This is a genomic window from Bradyrhizobium iriomotense (assembly GCF_018130765.1).
Taxonomy (GTDB): Bacteria; Pseudomonadota; Alphaproteobacteria; order Rhizobiales; family Xanthobacteraceae; genus Bradyrhizobium; species Bradyrhizobium iriomotense_A.
Map to the genome: position 1 here is coordinate 1 of NZ_JAFCJZ010000021.1, position 17,314 is coordinate 17,314.

At 64.6% G+C, this 17,314-nt stretch carries 18 protein-coding genes; 9 read left to right on the forward strand and 9 right to left on the reverse strand.

Translation table 11 applies throughout. The annotated features are described in order from the left end of the window. The coding region (locus JQ635_RS29285; protein ID WP_211413244.1) for a transposase at positions 1 to 243 on the forward strand (243 nt) is incomplete at its 5' end. Between the two features lie 274 nt (positions 244 to 517). Here the strand turns inward: JQ635_RS29285 and JQ635_RS29290 are convergent. Together JQ635_RS29290 and JQ635_RS29295 are read right to left on the reverse strand one after the other, a co-directional pair. Then, on the reverse strand, positions 518 to 1,438 hold the full coding sequence (locus JQ635_RS29290) for an amino acid ABC transporter substrate-binding protein (protein WP_211413245.1): 921 nt from the start codon (positions 1,436 to 1,438) through the stop codon (positions 518 to 520). 12 nt (positions 1,439 to 1,450) lie between these two features. Further along, positions 1,451 to 2,746, reverse strand: coding sequence for a dicarboxylate/amino acid:cation symporter (locus JQ635_RS29295; RefSeq protein WP_211413246.1), 1,296 nt, complete (start codon positions 2,744 to 2,746; stop codon positions 1,451 to 1,453). Positions 2,747 to 2,956: 210 nt separating this feature from the next. On the opposite strand from JQ635_RS29295, the gene JQ635_RS29300 reads away from it, so the two are divergent. From JQ635_RS29300 to JQ635_RS29320, 5 genes are all read left to right on the forward strand, one after another. Beyond that, positions 2,957 to 3,964 (forward strand): NADP-dependent oxidoreductase, encoded by a 1,008-nt coding sequence (locus tag JQ635_RS29300; RefSeq protein WP_211413247.1) that lies wholly within the window; start codon positions 2,957 to 2,959, stop codon positions 3,962 to 3,964. 147 nt (positions 3,965 to 4,111) lie between these two features. Beyond that, a complete protein-coding gene (locus tag JQ635_RS29305; RefSeq protein ID WP_211413249.1) occupies positions 4,112 to 4,951 on the forward strand; it encodes a hypothetical protein in 840 nt (279 codons plus the stop codon). 130 nt (positions 4,952 to 5,081) lie between these two features. Further along, a complete protein-coding gene (locus JQ635_RS29310) occupies positions 5,082 to 5,297 on the forward strand; it encodes a hypothetical protein (RefSeq protein ID WP_080140703.1) in 216 nt (71 codons plus the stop codon). A gap of 189 nt (positions 5,298 to 5,486) precedes the next feature. After that, entirely contained in the window at positions 5,487 to 6,653 is a 1,167-nt protein-coding gene (locus JQ635_RS29315; RefSeq protein WP_211413250.1) for an FAD-dependent monooxygenase, read from the forward strand. Then, complete coding sequence (locus JQ635_RS29320; protein ID WP_211413253.1) at positions 6,650 to 8,263, forward strand: benzoate-CoA ligase family protein; 1,614 nt, start codon at positions 6,650 to 6,652, stop codon at positions 8,261 to 8,263. Before JQ635_RS29315 ends, JQ635_RS29320 begins: the two co-directional genes overlap by 4 nt. Positions 8,264 to 8,512: 249 nt before the next feature. Here the strand turns inward: JQ635_RS29320 and JQ635_RS29325 are convergent, their stop codons facing one another. Together JQ635_RS29325 and maiA are read right to left on the reverse strand one after the other, a co-directional pair. Continuing rightward, positions 8,513 to 9,025: a MarR family winged helix-turn-helix transcriptional regulator gene (locus tag JQ635_RS29325; RefSeq protein WP_211413256.1), complete on the reverse strand. Its 513-nt coding sequence runs from the start codon at positions 9,023 to 9,025 to the stop codon at positions 8,513 to 8,515. Further along, positions 9,015 to 9,647, reverse strand: a complete 633-nt coding sequence (gene maiA, locus JQ635_RS29330) for a maleylacetoacetate isomerase (RefSeq protein ID WP_211413260.1) — start codon at positions 9,645 to 9,647, stop codon at positions 9,015 to 9,017. The genes JQ635_RS29325 and maiA overlap by 11 nt, the downstream gene beginning before the upstream one ends. 109 nt (positions 9,648 to 9,756) lie before the next feature. Between maiA and gtdA the strand changes: the two genes are divergently transcribed. Continuing rightward, positions 9,757 to 10,797 (forward strand): gentisate 1,2-dioxygenase, encoded by a 1,041-nt coding sequence (gene gtdA / locus JQ635_RS29335; protein WP_211413261.1) that lies wholly within the window; start codon positions 9,757 to 9,759, stop codon positions 10,795 to 10,797. 101 nt (positions 10,798 to 10,898) lie between these two features. Here the strand turns inward: gtdA and JQ635_RS29340 are convergent, their stop codons facing one another. From JQ635_RS29340 to JQ635_RS29355, 4 genes are all read right to left on the reverse strand, one after another. Further along, positions 10,899 to 11,723, reverse strand: coding sequence for an ABC transporter permease (locus JQ635_RS29340; protein WP_211413262.1), 825 nt, complete (start codon positions 11,721 to 11,723; stop codon positions 10,899 to 10,901). Further along, positions 11,716 to 12,489, reverse strand: a complete 774-nt coding sequence (locus JQ635_RS29345; RefSeq protein ID WP_211413263.1) for an ABC transporter ATP-binding protein — start codon at positions 12,487 to 12,489, stop codon at positions 11,716 to 11,718. The genes JQ635_RS29340 and JQ635_RS29345 overlap by 8 nt, the downstream gene beginning before the upstream one ends. Before the next feature lie 129 nt (positions 12,490 to 12,618). Beyond that, positions 12,619 to 13,623, reverse strand: coding sequence for an ABC transporter substrate-binding protein (locus tag JQ635_RS29350; protein ID WP_211413264.1), 1,005 nt, complete (start codon positions 13,621 to 13,623; stop codon positions 12,619 to 12,621). 31 nt (positions 13,624 to 13,654) lie between these two features. Further along, positions 13,655 to 15,022 carry an FAD-dependent oxidoreductase gene (locus tag JQ635_RS29355; RefSeq protein WP_211413265.1) on the reverse strand — a complete coding sequence of 456 codons (1,368 nt, stop codon included), beginning with the start codon at positions 15,020 to 15,022 and terminating at the stop codon, positions 13,655 to 13,657. Between the two features lie 112 nt (positions 15,023 to 15,134). Between JQ635_RS29355 and JQ635_RS29360 the strand changes: the two genes are divergently transcribed. Both JQ635_RS29360 and JQ635_RS29365 read left to right on the forward strand, forming a co-directional pair. Then, positions 15,135 to 16,019, forward strand: coding sequence for a LysR family transcriptional regulator (locus JQ635_RS29360; protein WP_211413267.1), 885 nt, complete (start codon positions 15,135 to 15,137; stop codon positions 16,017 to 16,019). Between the two features lie 173 nt (positions 16,020 to 16,192). Next, positions 16,193 to 16,465 (forward strand): hypothetical protein, encoded by a 273-nt coding sequence (locus JQ635_RS29365; RefSeq protein ID WP_211413269.1) that lies wholly within the window; start codon positions 16,193 to 16,195, stop codon positions 16,463 to 16,465. A 3-nt stretch (positions 16,466 to 16,468) separates the two neighbouring features. On the opposite strand, the gene JQ635_RS29370 is transcribed toward JQ635_RS29365, so the two are convergent. Then, positions 16,469 to 17,272: an enoyl-CoA hydratase-related protein gene (locus JQ635_RS29370; protein ID WP_211413271.1), complete on the reverse strand. Its 804-nt coding sequence runs from the start codon at positions 17,270 to 17,272 to the stop codon at positions 16,469 to 16,471. Positions 17,273 to 17,314 lie beyond the last annotated feature (42 nt).

Here is a 17,314-nt window from a genome sequence, read left to right on the forward strand (position 1 = left end):
GGCAAAAAGCCGCGCATCGCGTTCCGTCCCAACAGGCATCATCCAAAGCTGCCACCCCGGCTCAAACGCTACAACCTTCTCATCGCACGACGACGGGCAACGGTGGAGACCACCTTTGCCACCCTCAAACGCCGGATGCGGCTCACCTGCATTCGCTACGTCGGTCTCACCAAGGCAAGCGGGCAAGTCCTGCTTGCCTCGATCGCCTTCAACATGAGGCGGTGGGCCGCGATCGCGGCCTGAGCCGCCCGCCGAGGGCGACAACTACACACTTGGCCGGCAATGGCCCTGACCGCGCCCCTCTCTCCGAACGTCCTCAGCCTCAAAAGCCGATAACGCAACAGGCCCACATGTGGGAGAAGGTGGCGCGAAGCGCCGGATGAGGGGTTCTCTCCACTCGCAACTCCGCTCGTGGGGATAGAGACCCCTCACCCGGCTTCGCTTTCGCGAAGCCACCCTCTCCCACAAGGGGAGAGGGTGCAGCGAGATCGCGGGCGATCATCGCAATACAAGCCGCTCAATTATTCGCGCTGGCGGAATCGTCCATCGCCTTGAAAGCTTCCTCCAGCTGCAGCGAAATCGGCACGTTCAGCCGTTCGCCTGTTGGGAGCCGGGCGATGAACCATTTGTTGTAGAGCGGGACGAGGTCGCGGTTGGAGCCGAGCTTGCGGAAGGCGCGCTCGACCACGGCGGAGAGCTGCGGCTCGCCCTTCTTGAACATGATGCCGTAGGGATCGTAGGACAGATAGTCGCCGGTGACGCGGAACTTGTCCTGCGCCTTGTGGCGCGCGATCAGGCCGAACAGCAGGATGTCGTCGGTCGCGAACGCATCGGCCTTGCCGTCGGCGAGCATCTGATACGACTGCTCGTGATCGGGCGAAGTGACGATGTTGAGGCCGAGCGAGAACTTCTTGTCGGCCGCATGCATCGCTTGCTCGTTGGTGGTGCCCTTGGTCACCACCACGGTCTTGCCCTTGAGATCAGTGACAGCCGACACGCTGGACGCTTTCGGCACCATCAGCTTGGTGCCGGCCACGAACATCAAGGGCGAGAAGGCGACGCGCTTGCCGCGCTCGGCATTGGCGGTGGTCGAACCGCACTCCAGGTCGATCTTGTTCTGGAGCACGGCATCGATGCGGTCGTCCGAGGTGACCTTGACGTAGTCGATCTTGAGATTGGGATCGTCGACCTCGACGCCGATCTCCTCGACGATGGCCTCGCATAATTCGAGGCTGTAGCCGATCGGACGACCCGACTGGTCGAGGAAGGAGAACGGCGGCGAGCTTTCGCGATAGCCGAGCCGCACGGTGTGCGCCTTCTTGATGGCCGACAGCGTCGGGCTAAGCCCTTCGCTGCCGCCGGTCTGCGCTGAGGCGCCAGTTGCCAGCAGACACGCTGCCAGCAACAGGCTGCCCGATATCGCCAATGAGCGGCGCATGATGCACCTCCGTCAATGGCCGGCCATCGCGGGCAATTCGCCAGGCACCATGTCCGGCGTCGCCACCTCGCCCGGCCCGAGCTCGTGCTCCGGCCCGAGCTCGCCTTCCCACTTCGCGACCACGGCGGTCGCCAGTGAGTTGCCGATCACGTTGGTGGCGCTGCGTCCCATGTCGAGGAAGGTGTCGATGCCCATGATCATCAAGAGGCCCGCCTCCGGGATGCCAAACTGCGACAGCGTCGAGGCGATCACGACGAGGGAGGCGCGCGGCACGCCGGCGACGCCCTTCGAGGTGATCATCAGGGTCGCGAGCATCGCCAGTTGCGTCGCGAGCGACATCTCGATGTGGTAGGTCTGCGCGATGAAGATGCTGGCGAAAGTGCAGTACATCATCGTGCCGTCGAGATTGAAGGAATAACCGAGCGGCAGCACGAAGCTCGAGATCCGCGACGAGGCGCCGAACTTGGTCAAGCCCTCCAGCGTCTTCGGGTAGGCCGCTTCCGAGCTCGCGGTCGAGAACGCGATCATCAGCGGCTCGCGGATCAGCTTCAGCAGATGGCTGTAGCGCGGCCCGATCACGAGGAAGCCGACGATCATCAGAATGACCCAGAGGATGGCGAGCGCGAGATAGAAACCGCCCATGAAGACGACGAGCTTCCACAGCACGCCGAGGCCGTTCTTGGCGACGGTGGCGGTGATGGCGGCCCACACCGCGAGCGGCGCGAACAGCATCACATAGCTCGTCACCTTCAGCATGATGTGGGCGACGTCGTCGATCATCGCCAGGATCGGCTTCGACCGCTCCGGCATCGAGCCCATTGCCACCGAGAAGAACACGGCGAAGATCACGATCTGGAGGATCTCGTTCTGCGCCATCGCATCCGCGATCGAGGTCGGGATCAGATGGGTCAGGAATTTCTCGATCGAGAAGGCCGAGACCGGCAAGCCGGTCGATTGCCCCGCCGCAGGCAGCGTGCCGGGGAAGTTCGCGCCGGGCTGGAGCAGATTGACCATCACAAGGCCGAGCAGCAGCGACACGAAGGAGGCGCTGATGAACCAGCCCATGGTCTTGGCGAAGATGCGCCCGAGCCGCGAGCCGCTTCCCATATGGGCGATGCCGCCGACCAGGGTCGCGAACACCAAAGGCGCGATGATCATCTTGATCAGGCGCAGGAACATCATGGCGATCAGGTTGATGGAGGAAGCCCAGTCGGCTCGCGTGTCGGGCAGGAAGTTGAAGATCGCCGCCCCCATGACGATGCCCAGCACCATCGCGGCAAGGATGTATTGCGTAAACCTGTTCGACATTGCTTACCCCCACTACACCGGCCGCTTCATGATGTCGCAGATATGACAGCGACGCAACACGGTTTGCGTGCATTCGTGTTGCGAGATGTTCCCGTTGCGAAACAGGAACGCACGATCTAGCCTTCATGCAACGCACAACGAATGCGGCTTGCACGTTTTCTTTGCGGCGGCTGCATCAATAATCGTCAAACAAATGAAGAGGGGAACGCCATGAGCGGCAACATTAATCGTCAGATTCTGCTGGTGGAAAAGCCGAGCGGCAAGCTCGGTCCTGAACATTTCAAGATGGTCGAGGGCGCGATGCCGGAGCCGAAGGACGGCGAGGCCTTGCTGCGCGTGCGATACATCTCGCTCGACGCCGCCAACCGCGCCTGGATGCACGGCGCGACCTATCGTTCCGCCGTCGAAGCCAACAGCGTGATGGCCGGCGGCGCCATCGCCGAGGTCGTCAGCTCGAAGGCACCGGGGCTCGCTCCCGGCGACATCGTGTTCGGCGACACCGGCTGGCAGGAGTTTGCCGCAGTGCCTGCGAAGCATCTGACCAAGATGCCGAAGCTCGAGCCGATGACGCATCTGCTCAGCGTGTTCGGCATCGCCGGCCTCACCGCCTATTTCGGCCTGCTGGATGTCGGCAAGCCCAAGGAGGGCGAGACGGTCGTGGTCTCGGCGGCCGCGGGATCGGTTGGCTCGATCGTCGGGCAGATCGCCAAGATCAAGGGGTGTCGTGTCATCGGCATCGCCGGCGGCGCCGACAAGTGCCACTGGCTGACCTCCGAGCTCGGCTTCGATGCCGCCGTCGACTACAAGGACGGCGCGGTGTTCAAGGCGTTGCGCGCAGCTGCGCCCAAAGGCATCGACGTCTATTTCGACAATGTCGGCGGCGACATTCTGGAAGCCTGTCTGCCGCAAATGAACAATTACGGCCGCATCGCCTGCTGCGGCGCGATCTCGCAATATGACGGCGCGCCCTCCGCGCACGGCCCACGCGGCGTGCCCGGGCTGATCGTGGTGAAGCGGCTCGTGATGCAGGGCTTCATCGTCATGGACTACATGAAGGACAGCCAGCGCGCGCTCGCCGATCTCCAGGCCTGGGTGAAATCCGGCAAGCTCAAGGTGCAGGAAGACATCATCGATGGCCTCGAGAGCACGCCGAAAGCGCTGATCGGATTGCTCGCGGGCGAGAACCGCGGCAAGCGCATGGTGAGACTGACGACGTAGTTACGTCGCAATCGCATCGGCATTATCTACTTGCGGTAGAAGCCAAAGGGGCCAAAGATGCCGCTCGCGAGGCATTACTCGCGATGATTGCGCTTGCATATCTTTTGAAAATTGTCGGCGTTGCCGACCGGGCAGGAATTCACTCAGATGTTCAACACGTTGAAACATGCATCAACGCGCACGGCATTGCTGGCGGCGGCGCTCTTCGCAACTGCAACAGGAACGTTCGCGCAGGCGCCGACCGAGGCTCAGAAGAGCGCCATCCGCTCCGCATGCCGCTCGGACTTCATGGCGCATTGCTCGAGCGTGACGCCCGGCGGCGTGGAAGCGTATCAATGCCTCGCCAAGAACATGTCCAGCCTGTCGTCGGGATGCCAGGCCGCAGTTCGCGCGGTCGAGCCGGCATCCGCGCCGAAGACCGAAGCTGCGCCCGCGAAATCCGAACCTGCTAAATCCGAACCTGCCAAATCTGAACCTGCAAAGACGGATGCTGCGCCCGCTGCCGAGCCTGCGGCCAAACCGGCAGCGGAAGCCGTCCCGAAAGCGGCAGCACCAAAGCAGCCGAGCCCTGCGCAGGTCTCCGCGATCAAGAGCGCCTGTCGCGGCGACTATCCCAAGGTCTGCGCCAGCGTGCCGCCGGGCGGCGCGCCCGCGCTCGAATGTCTGGAGAAGAACAGGGCGAAGGTGTCGGCGGGCTGCGCCAAGGCGGTGAGTGCGGCGTTCGGCGGCGGTGCGCCGGCGGCCGCACCTGGTGCTGCTCCGGCTGCGGCGGCAGCGCCTGCCGCGGCACCGGCCGTGATCGTTCTGCGTCCGCTGCTGCCGCGTGAAGAGCTGTTCATCGTCCGGTCGGCCTGCGGCGCCGACATCCGCACCCTCTGCGCCGGCGTCGCGCCCGGTGGCGGCCGCATCATCCAATGCATCTCCAATAACGCCGCCTCGCTGTCGCCCGCGTGCAAGGACGTGCTCGCCCCGTTCGCCGCACGTTAAGGCAGGGCACGATCACGCGCCAAGGCGCGTGATCACGACGAAGCGTCGGGCGAATGAATGTTCGCGCGGCTGCGACGACAAATCTTTTGCAAATATCCGATTTCAATCACGACAAGACCGGGAGAAAGACATGCGTTCGTTGCTGCTGATCGCTTCCGCACTTCTTGCCTTCGGGGCGACCATGACGTTCGAGGCCAAAGATGCCAACGCGGTGGTGTGCGCCCGCGGCGTCTATCGCGCCGGTTGCGCCGGGCCGAACGCGGCCGTCGTCGTCCGCAAGCCGGTTCCGGTGGTCCGCTGTACCAGGGTGCTGGTGAACGGCGTCTACGTGAAGCGCTGCGTCTGACCCCTGGGTGGCCAATCCGGCCCGGTTTGGCTATGTTTCGTGCTTGAGGATTTCGGACACGCGCAAAACGCGTGTCCGAAAGCGAGTTTCGGCGTGCCGGCCTTGCCGATAATTCCGCTGGCGCCGGACGTCGGAGCACATTAGTCTACCCCTAGATAGTAAGTATACTGTCAATTAGGGAGGCAGACGTTGCGGATCGCCGTGATTGGCGGGGGGCCCGGCGGGCTCTACTTCGCCTATCTCTGGAAGAAGCGTCACCCTGAGGATCAAGTCGACCTGTTCGAACAGAACCCGGCCGACGCGACCTGGGGCTTTGGCGTCGTGTTCTCCGACCAGGCCCTGGAATTCCTGCGCGCCGACGACCCCGAGACGGTCGATGCGATCTCCCCGCATATGGAGAGCTGGGAGAACATCACGCTGAACCTGCATGGCGACAGCGTCGCCATCGACGGCGTCGGCTTCTCCTCGATCGGCCGGCTCGAGCTCCTGAGATTCCTGCAGCAGCGTGCGCTTGATGCCGGCGTCACGCCGCGCTTCGACACACAGGTCCACGCGATCGACCAGCTCAACGGCCACGACCTGATCGTTGCCGCCGACGGGCTGAACTCACTGGTGCGCCGCGCCTATGAGGGCGATTTCGGCACCTCGCTGTCCTACTCCTCCAACAAGTTCGTCTGGTACGGCACATCCAAGCGCTTCGACACGCTGTCGCAGACTTTCGTGAAGACCGACCGCGGCGCCTTCAACGCCCATCACTACCGCTACTCACCGACCATGAGCACCTTCCTGGTCGAATGCGATTACGCGACCTGGCAAGCCTATGGCTTCGCCTACAAGGACGTCGAGCAGTCCAAGGGCGTCTGCGAGGAGGTGTTTGCCGACACGCTCGGCGGCCATTGCCTGGTGTCAAACAAATCGGTCTGGCGCAATTTCCCCTGGGTCTGGAACGAGCACTGGTCGTTCAAGAACATAGTGCTGATCGGCGACGCCCTGCACTCGGCGCATTTCTCGATTGGCTCGGGTACGCGGCTTGCGATCGAGGACGCGATCGCGCTGGTCAAGGCGCTGGAATCCGATGCGCATCTGACCACCGCGCTGCAGCGCTACCAGGCCGAGCGCAAGCCGGTGGTGCAGAAGCTCATCAATGCGGCACGCACCAGCGCATTCTGGTACGAGCACTTCGCCCAGCACATGCAGCTCGACCTCATGGATTTTGCCTACAGCTACATCACCCGCTCCGGGCGCATCGACGATGCACGCCTGCGCCACATGTCGCCGGCCTTCATGGCGCAATATGAGGTCGCCAAGAATGGTGCAGGCGACGGTGCGGATGCGGCCGGCGAGGCGACGGCATGAGCAACGAGATTCACGACCAGGTACCCGCCGACAGCGCGGGCGCGCGCGAGATCGGCTTCGCCGCTCCGCAGACCTACAATGCCAGCCGCGTGCTGTTCGACAATCTGGCCCGGGGCCGCGGCGACAAGCTCGCCCTTATTGGTCCCGCGGGCACGCGCACCTATGCCGAGCTCTGCGCGGAGGCTTGCCGTTGGGGCAACGGTTTTGCCTCGCTCGGCCTGAAGCGCGGCGACCGTGTGCTGCTGTTCCTCGACGACACGCCGGCCTATCCGGCCGCCTTCTTCGGCGCGGTGCGCGCCGGCTTCGTGCCGCTGCTGATCAACACGCTGACGCCGCCGGACCTCCTGCAGTTCTATCTCGCCGATTCCGGTGCTGCCGTTGCCGTCGCCGAGGCCGAGTTCTGCGCGCGCTTCAATGCCGAGGCGTGCCAGGACACGAAGCTGCAGACGCTGATCGTCGTCAATGGCGAGGTCGGCGAGCACACCGCGCCTGCCGCGGTCGCGGCGGCGAGCTGGCTCGCACAATTCCCGACCGAGCTTGCCGAAGCGGACACCGATCGCGACGAGATGGCGCTCTGGATGTACTCGTCGGGCTCGACGGGCCGGCCCAAGGGCATCGTGCATCTCCAGCACGACATGGCCTATAGCGAGGTCGCCTTTGCGCGGAATGTGCTGAAGCTGACGCCTGACGACATCTGCTTCTCGGTGCCGAAGATCTTCTTCGCCTATGGCTTCGGCAATTCCGTCACCTTCCCGTTCTCGGCGGGAGCTGCGACGCTGCTGTTGCCGGGCCAGCCGAAGCCGGCGGCGATCTTCGCGGCGATCGAGCAGTACAGGCCGACGGTCTTCTTCGGCCTGCCGACGCTCTATACCTCGCTGACCAAGGCCGAGGGCGCAGAGAGGACGAATTTCTCGTCGCTGCGCATGGCGCTCTCCGCCGCCGAAGTGCTCTCGGCGGAGGTCTTCAACGGCTGGAAGACGCTCACGGGGCTGGAGATCGTCGAAGGCCTCGGCTCGACCGAGGTGCTGCATATCTATCTCTCCAACCGCCCCGAGCAGAAGAAGCTCGGCGCCGCGGGCTTACGCGTACCCGGCTACGAGGTTGCGCTGCGCGACAAGGACGGGCGTGAGGTCGGCGACAACGAGGAAGGAATTCTGTGGGTGCGCGGCGATTCCAACACGCCGCTGTACTGGAACCGACCGGACAAATCCGCCGAGACCATCCGCGAGGGCGGCTGGATCTACACCGGCGACCGCTTCGTGCGCGATGCCGACGGCTTCCATTTCTTCCGCGGCCGCGCCGACGATCTCATCAAGATCTCCGGCCAGTGGGTCTATCCGCTCGAGGTCGAGCTGTGCCTCGCCGATCATCCCGATATCCGCGAATGCGCGGTGTTCGCCGCCGAGCTGCCGGACCGGCGGATGACGCTGAAGGCAGTGGTGGTGATGAACAACCGCGCGGCCGACCAGGCCGAAGCGACGCGGCGCTTGCAGGATTACGTGAAGGGCAAGCTGCTACCGTACAAATATCCGCGCGAGGTGATCTTCATCGACGAGTTGCCGAAGACGGGCACGGGGAAGATCGACCGGCAGGCGCTGTTGAGGATGTGAGGCAGGGACGGAGCCACACGTTCAGTGTCGTCCCGGACAAGCGCGCCTCAAGCGCGCGCCGATCCGGGACGCATAGCCACAGGACAAGGTTAGACGCGAAGTGCAACTCCGAATCCCCATAACCACGGCTTCCTGTGGTTATGGGTCCCGGATCGGCGCTCCGCTCCAGACAACGCTCCGCGCTGTCTGGATCTGCGCTTGTCCGGGACGACAGTTGAGTTCTGCGCTGCCGTCTCGGCAAACCCACCCTCACCCGCCCTTCCCCAGATGCTCCAGCGCATCTTCCGCCCGCAGCGGCACCCGCGAGGCCTCGTTGTTGAGGTCGACGAGTTGCGTCAGAAGCCCCATCAGCGCCTTGCGATCGGCGGGCTTGAGCGGCTCCAGCATGCGCGCCTGGGCGCGCTCGACGGCGGGGATGATCTCGCGCAGGATCGCAGCGCCTGATTTCGTCAGATAGAGCAGCTTGATCCGCTTGTCCTCGGGTGCCGGCTTGCGCTCGATATAGTCCTTGGCCTGCAACCGCTCGATCACGCTGCCGAGCGTCGAGCGGTCGAAGGCGATCACCGCCGAGAGCCGGGTCGCGTCGATGCCGGGATGGGTGTGGATCGCGATCAGCGCGGCATATTGCACCGGCGTAAGGTCGAACGCCTTGCACTCCTCCATGAAGATCGAGACCGCGATCTGCTGCATGCGACGGAACAGATAGCCCGGCGCGGCATAGACGGCGTCGATCGTGATGGGAGCGGCAGGCTTACTCGGCATCGGGCTGCTTCTCCGGCGCGGCACTGGCGAAGGCCGGCAGCGCCTTGGCGGCGGCCTCAGCCTGAAGCAGGCGCGGATAGGCCGACACGTCGACGCCGAAGCGGCGCGCGTTCGCGAGCTGCGGCACCAGGCAGAGATCGGCGAGCGTCGGCGCATCGCCGAAGCAGAACGGGCCCGCCTCGTTCTTGATCAACGTCTCGCAGGCCGACAGGCCCTCGCGGTTGACCCAGGCGGCCCAGTCCTGGACCTTCTCCTCGGCAAGGCCAAGCTCGCGCAGCCGCGCCAGCACCTTCAAATTCTGCACCGGATGGGTGTCGCAGGCGATCGCCAGCGCGAATGCACGCACCTTGGCGCGGCGCAGCGGATCCTTCGGCAGCAGCGGCGGATTGGGATGGGTTTCGTCCAGCCATTCGATGATGGCGACCGACTGGGTCAGCACTGCACCCGCATCGTTCTCCAGCGCCGGCACCAGGCCCTGCGGGTTGATGGCAAGATAAGCGGGCGCGCATTGCTCGCCCTTGCGCAAATGATGCGGCAGATGTTCGGCGCCAAGGCTCTTGAGGTTCAGCGCGATGCGCACGCGGTAGGCGGCGCTTGAGCGGAAATAGCCGTGCAGCTTCATCGGAACCCTCCCGGTTTTCTCGTTGCTTTGCAGCCGGAGCCGCCATTGACGCTACAAAGATTGTCAGTATGCTGTCAATCTCAACGAGAACGACGACGGGAGCCGCGCCATGGAAGCCGTGACCAAGACGCCGGAACGCGAGGCGTTTTACAAGAAGATCGACGGCGAAAATCTCACCGCGCTGTGGACGGTGATGAGCGATTTGATCACGCCGGAGCCGAAGAGCGCCTGCCGACCGCATTTGTGGAAGTTCGACGTCATCCGCGACTACATGACGGAGGCCGGCAAGCTCATCACCGCCAAGGAAGCCGAGCGACGCGTGCTGGTGCTGGAGAACCCCGGCCTGCGCGGGCAGTCCAAGATCACGACCTCGCTCTATGCCGGCGTGCAGATGGTGGTGCCCGGCGACGTCGCGCCCGCCCATCGCCACAGCCAGTCGGCGCTGCGCTTCGTGCTCGAAGGCAAGGGCGCGCACACCGCGGTCGACGGCGAGCGCACCGCGATGGAGCCCGGCGACTTCATCATCACGCCGTCGATGACCTGGCACGACCACTCCAACGAGACCGATCAGCCGATGTTCTGGCTCGACGGTCTCGACATCCCGCTGGTGCAGTTCTTCGACTGCTCCTTCGCGGAAGGCTCCAAGGAAGACCAGCAGAAGATCACCAAGCCCGCGGGCGACAGTTTTGCGCGCTACGGCCACAATCTGCTGCCGGTCGATGTGAAGCGCAGCTCGAAGACCTCGCCGATCTTCAGCTATCCCTACGCCCACACGCGCGAGGCGCTGGAGAAGGCCAGGACGAGCCAGGAGTGGGACGCCTGCCACGGGCTGAAGCTGAAGTTCAGCAACCCCGAGACCGGCGATTTCGCCATGCCGACCATCGGCACCTTCATCCAGCTGCTGCCGAAGGGTTTTAACACCGCGCGCTATCGTTCGACCGATGCCACCGTGTTCTGCCCGATCGAAGGCAGAGGCCGGAGCAGGATTGGCGATGCGGTGTTCGAATGGGGCCCGCGCGATTTGTTCGTGGTGCCGAGCTGGCACTGGGTGACGCACGAGGCGGATGAAGATGCCGTGCTGTTCAGCTTCTCCGATCGGCCGGTGCAGCAGAAGCTGGATCTGTTCCGCGAGGATCGCGGCAACGCCTGACGGTCTCGTAGGGTGGGCAAAGGCGCAACGCGCCGTGCCCACGTCTTCTAAATGGTGGGCACGCTTGCGCTTTGCCCACCCTACGGCAGCGGTGGATGCCGCTACCGCCAGTGCAGCAGCCGCGTCTCCAGCCAGCCGATCACCTTTCCGACCGCCAGTCCAAACACCGACAGGATCACCACGCCCGCGAGCAGCTGATCGGTCTGCATCAGATTGCCGGCCTGGAGCACGAAGGCGCCGATGCCGTATTGCGCGCCGATCATCTCGGCGCTGACGACGAGCAACAGCGCCACCGACGCCGTGATGCGGAAGCCGGCGAGAATCGCCGGCAACGCGCCCGGCCAGATCACCTTGCGCACGATGGTGGCAAAGGGAACGTTGAAGCTCTGCGCCATGCGGATGAGGTTGCGCGGCACCGCATCGACACCGCTATAGACCGAGATCGCGGTCGAGAAGAACACGCCCAAGGCAATGGTCGCGATCTTCGGCTCTTCGCCGATGCCGAGCCAGAGGATCAAGAGCGGCAGCAGCGCGATCTTCGGGATCGGGAACAGCGCCGAGATGAAGGTGATGCCGACACTGCGCGCTAGCCGCGACAGGCCGATGGCGAAGCCGACGGCGACGCCCGCCACTGTCCCGAGCACCCAGCCGACACCGATACGCAGGAGCGAAGCGGACAGGTGCTGCCACAGCGCGCCCGAGATCGCGAGCTGGTAGATCGCGCGCGCGATCGCAGAGGGTGTCGGCAGGAACAGCGCATTGACGAGCCCAGCGCTGCCGGCGGCCTGCCAGATCGCGATGACGAGCGCGAGCGCGATCCAGCCGCCGAAGCGGCTCGAGGCGGGCACGAAGCCTGCGCCGCGGAAGCGGACGCGGCGCGTCGCTTCATCCTTCGAGGCCACATCGCTCGCTGAGCGGTCAAGCATGCTGGACCTCGCGCTCGGCATCGATCGCCTCGTTGCGGATCAGCGACCAGATCTGGTTCTGCAGCGCCAGCAGCTTTTCACGCGCGGCCGCTTCTCCGCGTTCGGCGCGCGTCATCGGCACGGTCACGACCTCGCGGATGCGCCCGGGCCGGCGCGACAGCACCACGATGCGGTCGGCGAGCCGCGCGGCTTCTTCGAGATTGTGGGTGACGTAGACCGCGCCCATGCCGCCATCGGCGAGGAGGCGGACGAAATCCTCCATCAGCAGCTCGCGCGTCTGCGAATCGAGCGCCGAGAGCGGCTCGTCCATCAGCAGGATCGCAGGCTTGACCGCAAGCGCGCGCGAAATGCCGACGCGCTGGCGCATGCCGCCGGAGAGTTGCTTTGGATAGGTCTGGCGAAAGTCGGTCAGCCCGGTGCGGCGCAAGGCGTCCTCGACCAGCGCGCGGCGCTGCGCGGCCGAGAGCTGGGTGTGCAGCAGCGGGAATTCGACGTTCTCCTCGACCGTGGCCCAGGGCAGCAACGCAAAATCCTGAAACACGAAGGTGAGCGGATTGAGACTGTCCGCCGGCGGCGCCCCGCGCAGCTCCGGCGCGCCGGAGGTCGGCTGCAACAGGCCGCCGAGGATCGACAGCAGCGTACTCTTGCCGCAGCCCGAGGGACCGACGATCGCCACCACCTCGCCCGCACCGACGGTGAAGGAGACGTCGTCGAGCACGGCGAGATCGCCGAAGCGGTGGGTAATGTGGCTGGCGATCAGGTCCATTCTGTCTCGTCTATCCATTTCTCCGTCGTTCCGGGATGATCCGAAGGATCAGACCCGGAACCTCGAGATTCTCAGGTGCGCAAGTGCGCACCATAGTTCTCGCTTCGCGAGCCCCGGAATGACGAAGGGTTAGTCCGCCTTCACATAGTCCTTGGCGATGATCGCGTCGGCGTCAAAGCCCTTGTCGGCAAAGCCCTGCTCCTGCAGCCATTTGATCTGGTTGTCGACGTTCTTGACGTCGAGCTTGCCGTCGGGATCGATATAGGCGCAGTTGCCGACCACCTGCTCGACCGGCAGGTTGGTGTATTTCGCAATGATCTCCAGCAGCGGCTTCGTCTTGTCGTTGATCGGGGCGACGCCGTCCTTCATCGCGGCGAGGATGACGTCGTGATATTCGCGGTCGGCTTTCGCGAGCACGCCAAGGAATTTCGTCACCAGCGCCTTGTTGGTCAGCGTCTTCGGCGAAGCGAACACCGCGCCGAGCTGCCACGGCGTCTCGTCGCCGACCCAGCCCAGAAACTTCGCGCCGCCCTCGTCCATCAGTTTTCGCGCGGTCGAGATGGGGAGAAGCGCTGCATCGACGGTTTCGCCTTTCAGCGCAGCCGCCGCATTCGACAGCGATTGCAGCGGCACGATCTTCACGTCCGCGAGCTTGAAGCCGTATTTGTCGGCGAGCAGGCCGAGCGAATAGTGAAAGGAGGAACCAACTTGCGTCATCGCCACGCGCTTGCCCGCGAGGTCCTTCGATGTCTTCAGGCCGGCCGCATAGGCGTTGTTGCTGGCGAAATAGCCGATCAGGGGATAGCCGGGCTTCTCGCGGCTCATGCCGCCGATCACCTTCAGCGTGCCCTTGCCGGCGAGATTGTAGAGACCGGCGGTGAAGGCGGTGACGCCGAAATCGACGTCGCCCGAGGTGGTCGCGACCGCGATCGGCTGCGCCGCATCGAAGAATTTCAGCTCGACGTCGAGACCGGCCTCGCGGAAATAGCCCTTGTCCTGCGCAATGAAGACGGGCGCGGAGGAAGACAGGCGGAGCACGCCGACCTTGGCCTTCAGCGCATCCTCGGCCCGCGCCGTCCCCATCGCCATGATCGCCATCAGGCCAGCAGCTGCGAGCCGTACAATTCCGATCATCCCGTTTCCTCTCGTGTTCTCTTGCAGTCCGTTACAGGCCCTCGGGCACCACCTGGTCCCGCCCGATGAAGGCGCCCTGTTGTTTCAACGTTTCCTGCAATTTTTCAATGGGGATTTCGCGTGGAATCCGATTTCCGGAGAGCGCCAATGCGGCGGCGGAACCTGCCGCCTCGCCCATCACGAAACAGGCACCGGAGACCCGCGCCGCCGACTGGCCCTCATGGGTCATCGAGGCGCAGCGGCCGGCGACCAGCAGATTGTCCACGCCCTCGGGCACCAGCATGCGGTAGGGCAGTTCGTTATAGCCGCGGGATTCCGGGATCGGCGGGAAGGTGAAGACGACGTCGCCGGGAACGTGGGCCTCGATCGGCCAGCCATTGACGCCGATGGAATCCTCGAACGAGGCGCAGCCGAGCACGTCCTCGCCGCTAAGCTGGTAGCCGCCCTTGATGCGGCGGGTTTCGCGGATGCCGAGCTGCGGCGGCAGGTCGACAATGTAGGATTTTTCAAAGCCCGGCACGGTGCTGCGCAGGAATTCGTACGCGGCGAGCGCCTGCTTGCGGCCCTCGATCTCGCCGCGGGTGAGATCGTCGGGCTCGACGCCGTTGATGGCGTAGCCGTCCTCGCGCGCCACTTGCGTAAAATTCACCCGCCACTCGATGCCGGACTTTTGCGGCCGCACGATCGCGCTCTTGCGCGGGAATGTGTGGGTGCCGGCGGCGAGCGCCTTCTCCATCAATTGCGGAATCGTGCGCCAGGCCTCGCCGGCCTTGTCAGGGTCGATACCGTTGAGACGCAGCATCATCGACGGATACAGCGGATGACCGTGCTCGTCGCCGATCTCGAACGGCGCACCGGCCCAGACGGCGAGATCGCCATCGCCGGAGCAATCGATAAAAATCTCCGCGCGCACGGCCTGCCGGCCGGCCTTGGTCTCGACCAGCAACGCGTCGATGCGACGGTCGTCGCTCATCACCACGCCGGCGCCGAGGGCATGGAAGAGGATGTGCACCCCGTGGCTTGCGAGCAGCTGATCGGCCGCGATCTTGTAGGCCGCGGTGTCATAGGCCTGGGCGAACACCTTGCCGAGGATCAGGTGTGGCGTGTTAAGGCCATTGAGCAGGTCGATCCGTGCCAGCAGCTCGGACGCCATGCCCTGCACCAGCCGGTGCGCCTTGCCGTAGACATTGCCGTGCAGACCGCAGAAATTGGTGACGCCGGCGGCCGTGCCCATGCCGCCGAGGAAGCCGTAGCGCTCGATCAGCAGCGTCTTCCGCCCCGCGCGCGCCGCGGAGGCCGACGCCACAATGCCGGCCGGACCGCCGCCGAGCACGACGACTTCATATTCGCCGTAGAGCGGCACTTGGCGCGCTGGTTCTTCGATCGTCGTGGCCCGCATGGCGCGTCCCTTCCCAAAATTCCTTTGCTTGGAGACGACTATGAATTAACGCGTAGCGGGCTACAATCCACCAAAATACGCGATCAGCTTTCGCGAATCGAGAAAGGTGAAAATGGACATCCTCGTGAACCTCCAGGCCTTCCTCGCCACCGCGGATGCCGCCGGCTTCTCTGCCGCGGCACGCAAGCTCAATGTCTCGACCTCCGTCGTCGCCAAGCGCGTCACGCAACTGGAGGCGCGGATCGGCACGCCGCTGTTTCACCGCTCGACCCGGCAATTGCGTCTGACCGAAGCCGGCCAGCGCTACGTGCATCGCGCGCGCGGTGTCGTCACCGATGCCACCGACCTGCTGTCGCGCATGGGCGAGAAGGGCCACGATCTCGTCGATCACCTGCGCATCAAGGCGCCGACCTCGCTGACGGTGGCGCGCCTTGCCGACGCCTTCAGCGCGTTCCAGACCCAGAACCCGCGATTAAAACTCGAGATCGTGCTGATCGATCGCCCGGTCGATCCCGTGACCGAGGGATTCGACATCGCCATCGGTGCCTTCCCGCATTCCTTCGGCGGCGTAGTCGACGAGCCGCTGTGTCAGCTGAAGCGACTGCTCTGTGCCTCGCCCGCTTACCTGAAGAAGCACGGCACGCCAAAGCATCCCCGCGACCTCGTCGAGCACCGCTGCCTCAGTTTTTTGCCGACCGGACCGGAGTGGATTTTCGACGGACCGCGCGGCCGCATCAGCATCCAGGTCAGTCCATTGCTGTCCTCCAACGAAGGACACGTGCTGGCGCGCAGCGCGATCGCCGGCAACGGCATCGCACTGATGTCATATTATCTCGTCGCGGATGCCTTGCGCGACGGCACGCTCAAGCCGGTGCTCCGCGACTTTCCGATTCCGGAATTGTGGGTGAAGGCCGCGATTCCGGAACGGCGCCGCAACGCAGCCGCAGTGCAGGCGCTTCTGACACTGCTGAAAACGTCACTGGCACCGTCGCTGTAGGCCGTGTCAATTGCGAGAGGGCCGTAGCCCGCATGAGCGAAGCGACATGCGGGGCTCTCGCGACAATCCCGGATATCGCTTCGCTCATCCGGGCTACGCGGTGTTCGCCGTGTCGCGCACCTGTCGCAACATGGCAGTTGCTCTCGCGTAACAGACCTGAGAGAAGGGCCGCCATGGATTCGACATTCGTGAAATACGCATTCGCCGCCCTGACCGCTCTCGCGATCTCAACCACCGCCGCCTCGGCCGTGGAGCAGAACTGCCGCTTCATCCAGGCCAAGCCCGATCGCGAAGCCTGCTACAAGCGTCAGGAGGAAGAACTCGCGGCGAAGCGCAAGCCCGCCGCGCCGGCTAACGAGAGCAAGACGCTCGAAACGCTGCACCAGATGCGGCAGGACGACGACGCCGTCTATCGCAGCATCAACAACATCTGCCGCGGCTGCTGACGCTCAACCTTTCGCGCCACCCCACTTCGCCGCCCGCTTCTCCGCGAACGAGGCCAGCCCTTCCGCGGCCTCCGCGCTCTGGCGCTTGAGCGAATGCAGCTGCACGAGCCGCTTGTAGGCGGCATCGTCCACCGCCATGCCGCCGAACGAGCTCTCCAGCGCCAGACGCTTGGTCTCGGCCATTGCCTCCGGGCCGTTGGCCAGCAACTGCTCGACCACCTTGTTGCCGGCAGAATCGAGATCGGCGAGCGGCACCACCTCGTGCACGAGACCGATGCGGCGGGCGTCTTCGGCGCCAAAGCGCTCGCCGGTGAGCGCGTAGCGGCGGACTTGCCGTACACTAATGGCGTCGCAGAGCTGCGGGATGATGATCGCGGCGGTCAGGCCCCAGCGCACCTCGGTGATGGAGAACAGGGCGTTGTCCGCGGCAATCACGACATCGCAAGCCGCGATCACGCCGGTGCCGCCGCCGAAGCAGCCGCCCTGCACCAGTGCGACCGTCGGGATGGGCAAGGTGTTGAGCCGCTGCACGGCCTCGAAGGTCGCCCGCGAGGCTGCCTCGTTGGCCTCGGCCGATTGCGGGCGCACACCATTGATCCATTTGAGGTCGGCGCCGGCCTGGAAATGCTTGCCGTTGCCCCTGAGAACGACGACGCGGAGGTTCGGCTTCTTAGCCAGCTCGTCCATGGCCGCGAGCACGCCTGATATCAAGGCGCCGTCATAGGCGTTGTTAACCTCCGGCCGGTTCAACGTGACGGTCGCGACCCCGCGTTCATCGAGGCTCCACAGGACAGGGCTGGCAGTCATCGGCGATCCTCCGGTTGTTTGTTTGCCACGCACTATGACCGA

Coding starts and splice junctions, on each gene's coding strand:
- JQ635_RS29345 (WP_211413263.1), bottom strand. CDS start 12,489: ATGGACCTGATCGCCAGCCACATTACCCACCGCTTCGGCGATCTCGCC.
- JQ635_RS29340 (WP_211413262.1), bottom strand. CDS start 11,723: ATGCTTGACCGCTCAGCGAGCGATGTGGCCTCGAAGGATGAAGCGACG.
- JQ635_RS29360 (WP_211413267.1), top strand. CDS start 15,135: ATGGACATCCTCGTGAACCTCCAGGCCTTCCTCGCCACCGCGGATGCC.
- JQ635_RS29350 (WP_211413264.1), bottom strand. CDS start 13,623: ATGATCGGAATTGTACGGCTCGCAGCTGCTGGCCTGATGGCGATCATG.
- JQ635_RS29355 (WP_211413265.1), bottom strand. CDS start 15,022: ATGCGGGCCACGACGATCGAAGAACCAGCGCGCCAAGTGCCGCTCTAC.
- JQ635_RS29305 (WP_211413249.1), top strand. CDS start 4,112: ATGTTCAACACGTTGAAACATGCATCAACGCGCACGGCATTGCTGGCG.
- gtdA (WP_211413261.1), top strand. CDS start 9,757: ATGGAAGCCGTGACCAAGACGCCGGAACGCGAGGCGTTTTACAAGAAG.
- JQ635_RS29300 (WP_211413247.1), top strand. CDS start 2,957: ATGAGCGGCAACATTAATCGTCAGATTCTGCTGGTGGAAAAGCCGAGC.
- JQ635_RS29320 (WP_211413253.1), top strand. CDS start 6,650: ATGAGCAACGAGATTCACGACCAGGTACCCGCCGACAGCGCGGGCGCG.
- JQ635_RS29290 (WP_211413245.1), bottom strand. CDS start 1,438: ATGCGCCGCTCATTGGCGATATCGGGCAGCCTGTTGCTGGCAGCGTGT.
- JQ635_RS29365 (WP_211413269.1), top strand. CDS start 16,193: ATGGATTCGACATTCGTGAAATACGCATTCGCCGCCCTGACCGCTCTC.
- JQ635_RS29310 (WP_080140703.1), top strand. CDS start 5,082: ATGCGTTCGTTGCTGCTGATCGCTTCCGCACTTCTTGCCTTCGGGGCG.
- maiA (WP_211413260.1), bottom strand. CDS start 9,647: ATGAAGCTGCACGGCTATTTCCGCTCAAGCGCCGCCTACCGCGTGCGC.
- JQ635_RS29295 (WP_211413246.1), bottom strand. CDS start 2,746: ATGTCGAACAGGTTTACGCAATACATCCTTGCCGCGATGGTGCTGGGC.
- JQ635_RS29325 (WP_211413256.1), bottom strand. CDS start 9,025: ATGCCGAGTAAGCCTGCCGCTCCCATCACGATCGACGCCGTCTATGCC.
- JQ635_RS29370 (WP_211413271.1), bottom strand. CDS start 17,272: ATGACTGCCAGCCCTGTCCTGTGGAGCCTCGATGAACGCGGGGTCGCG.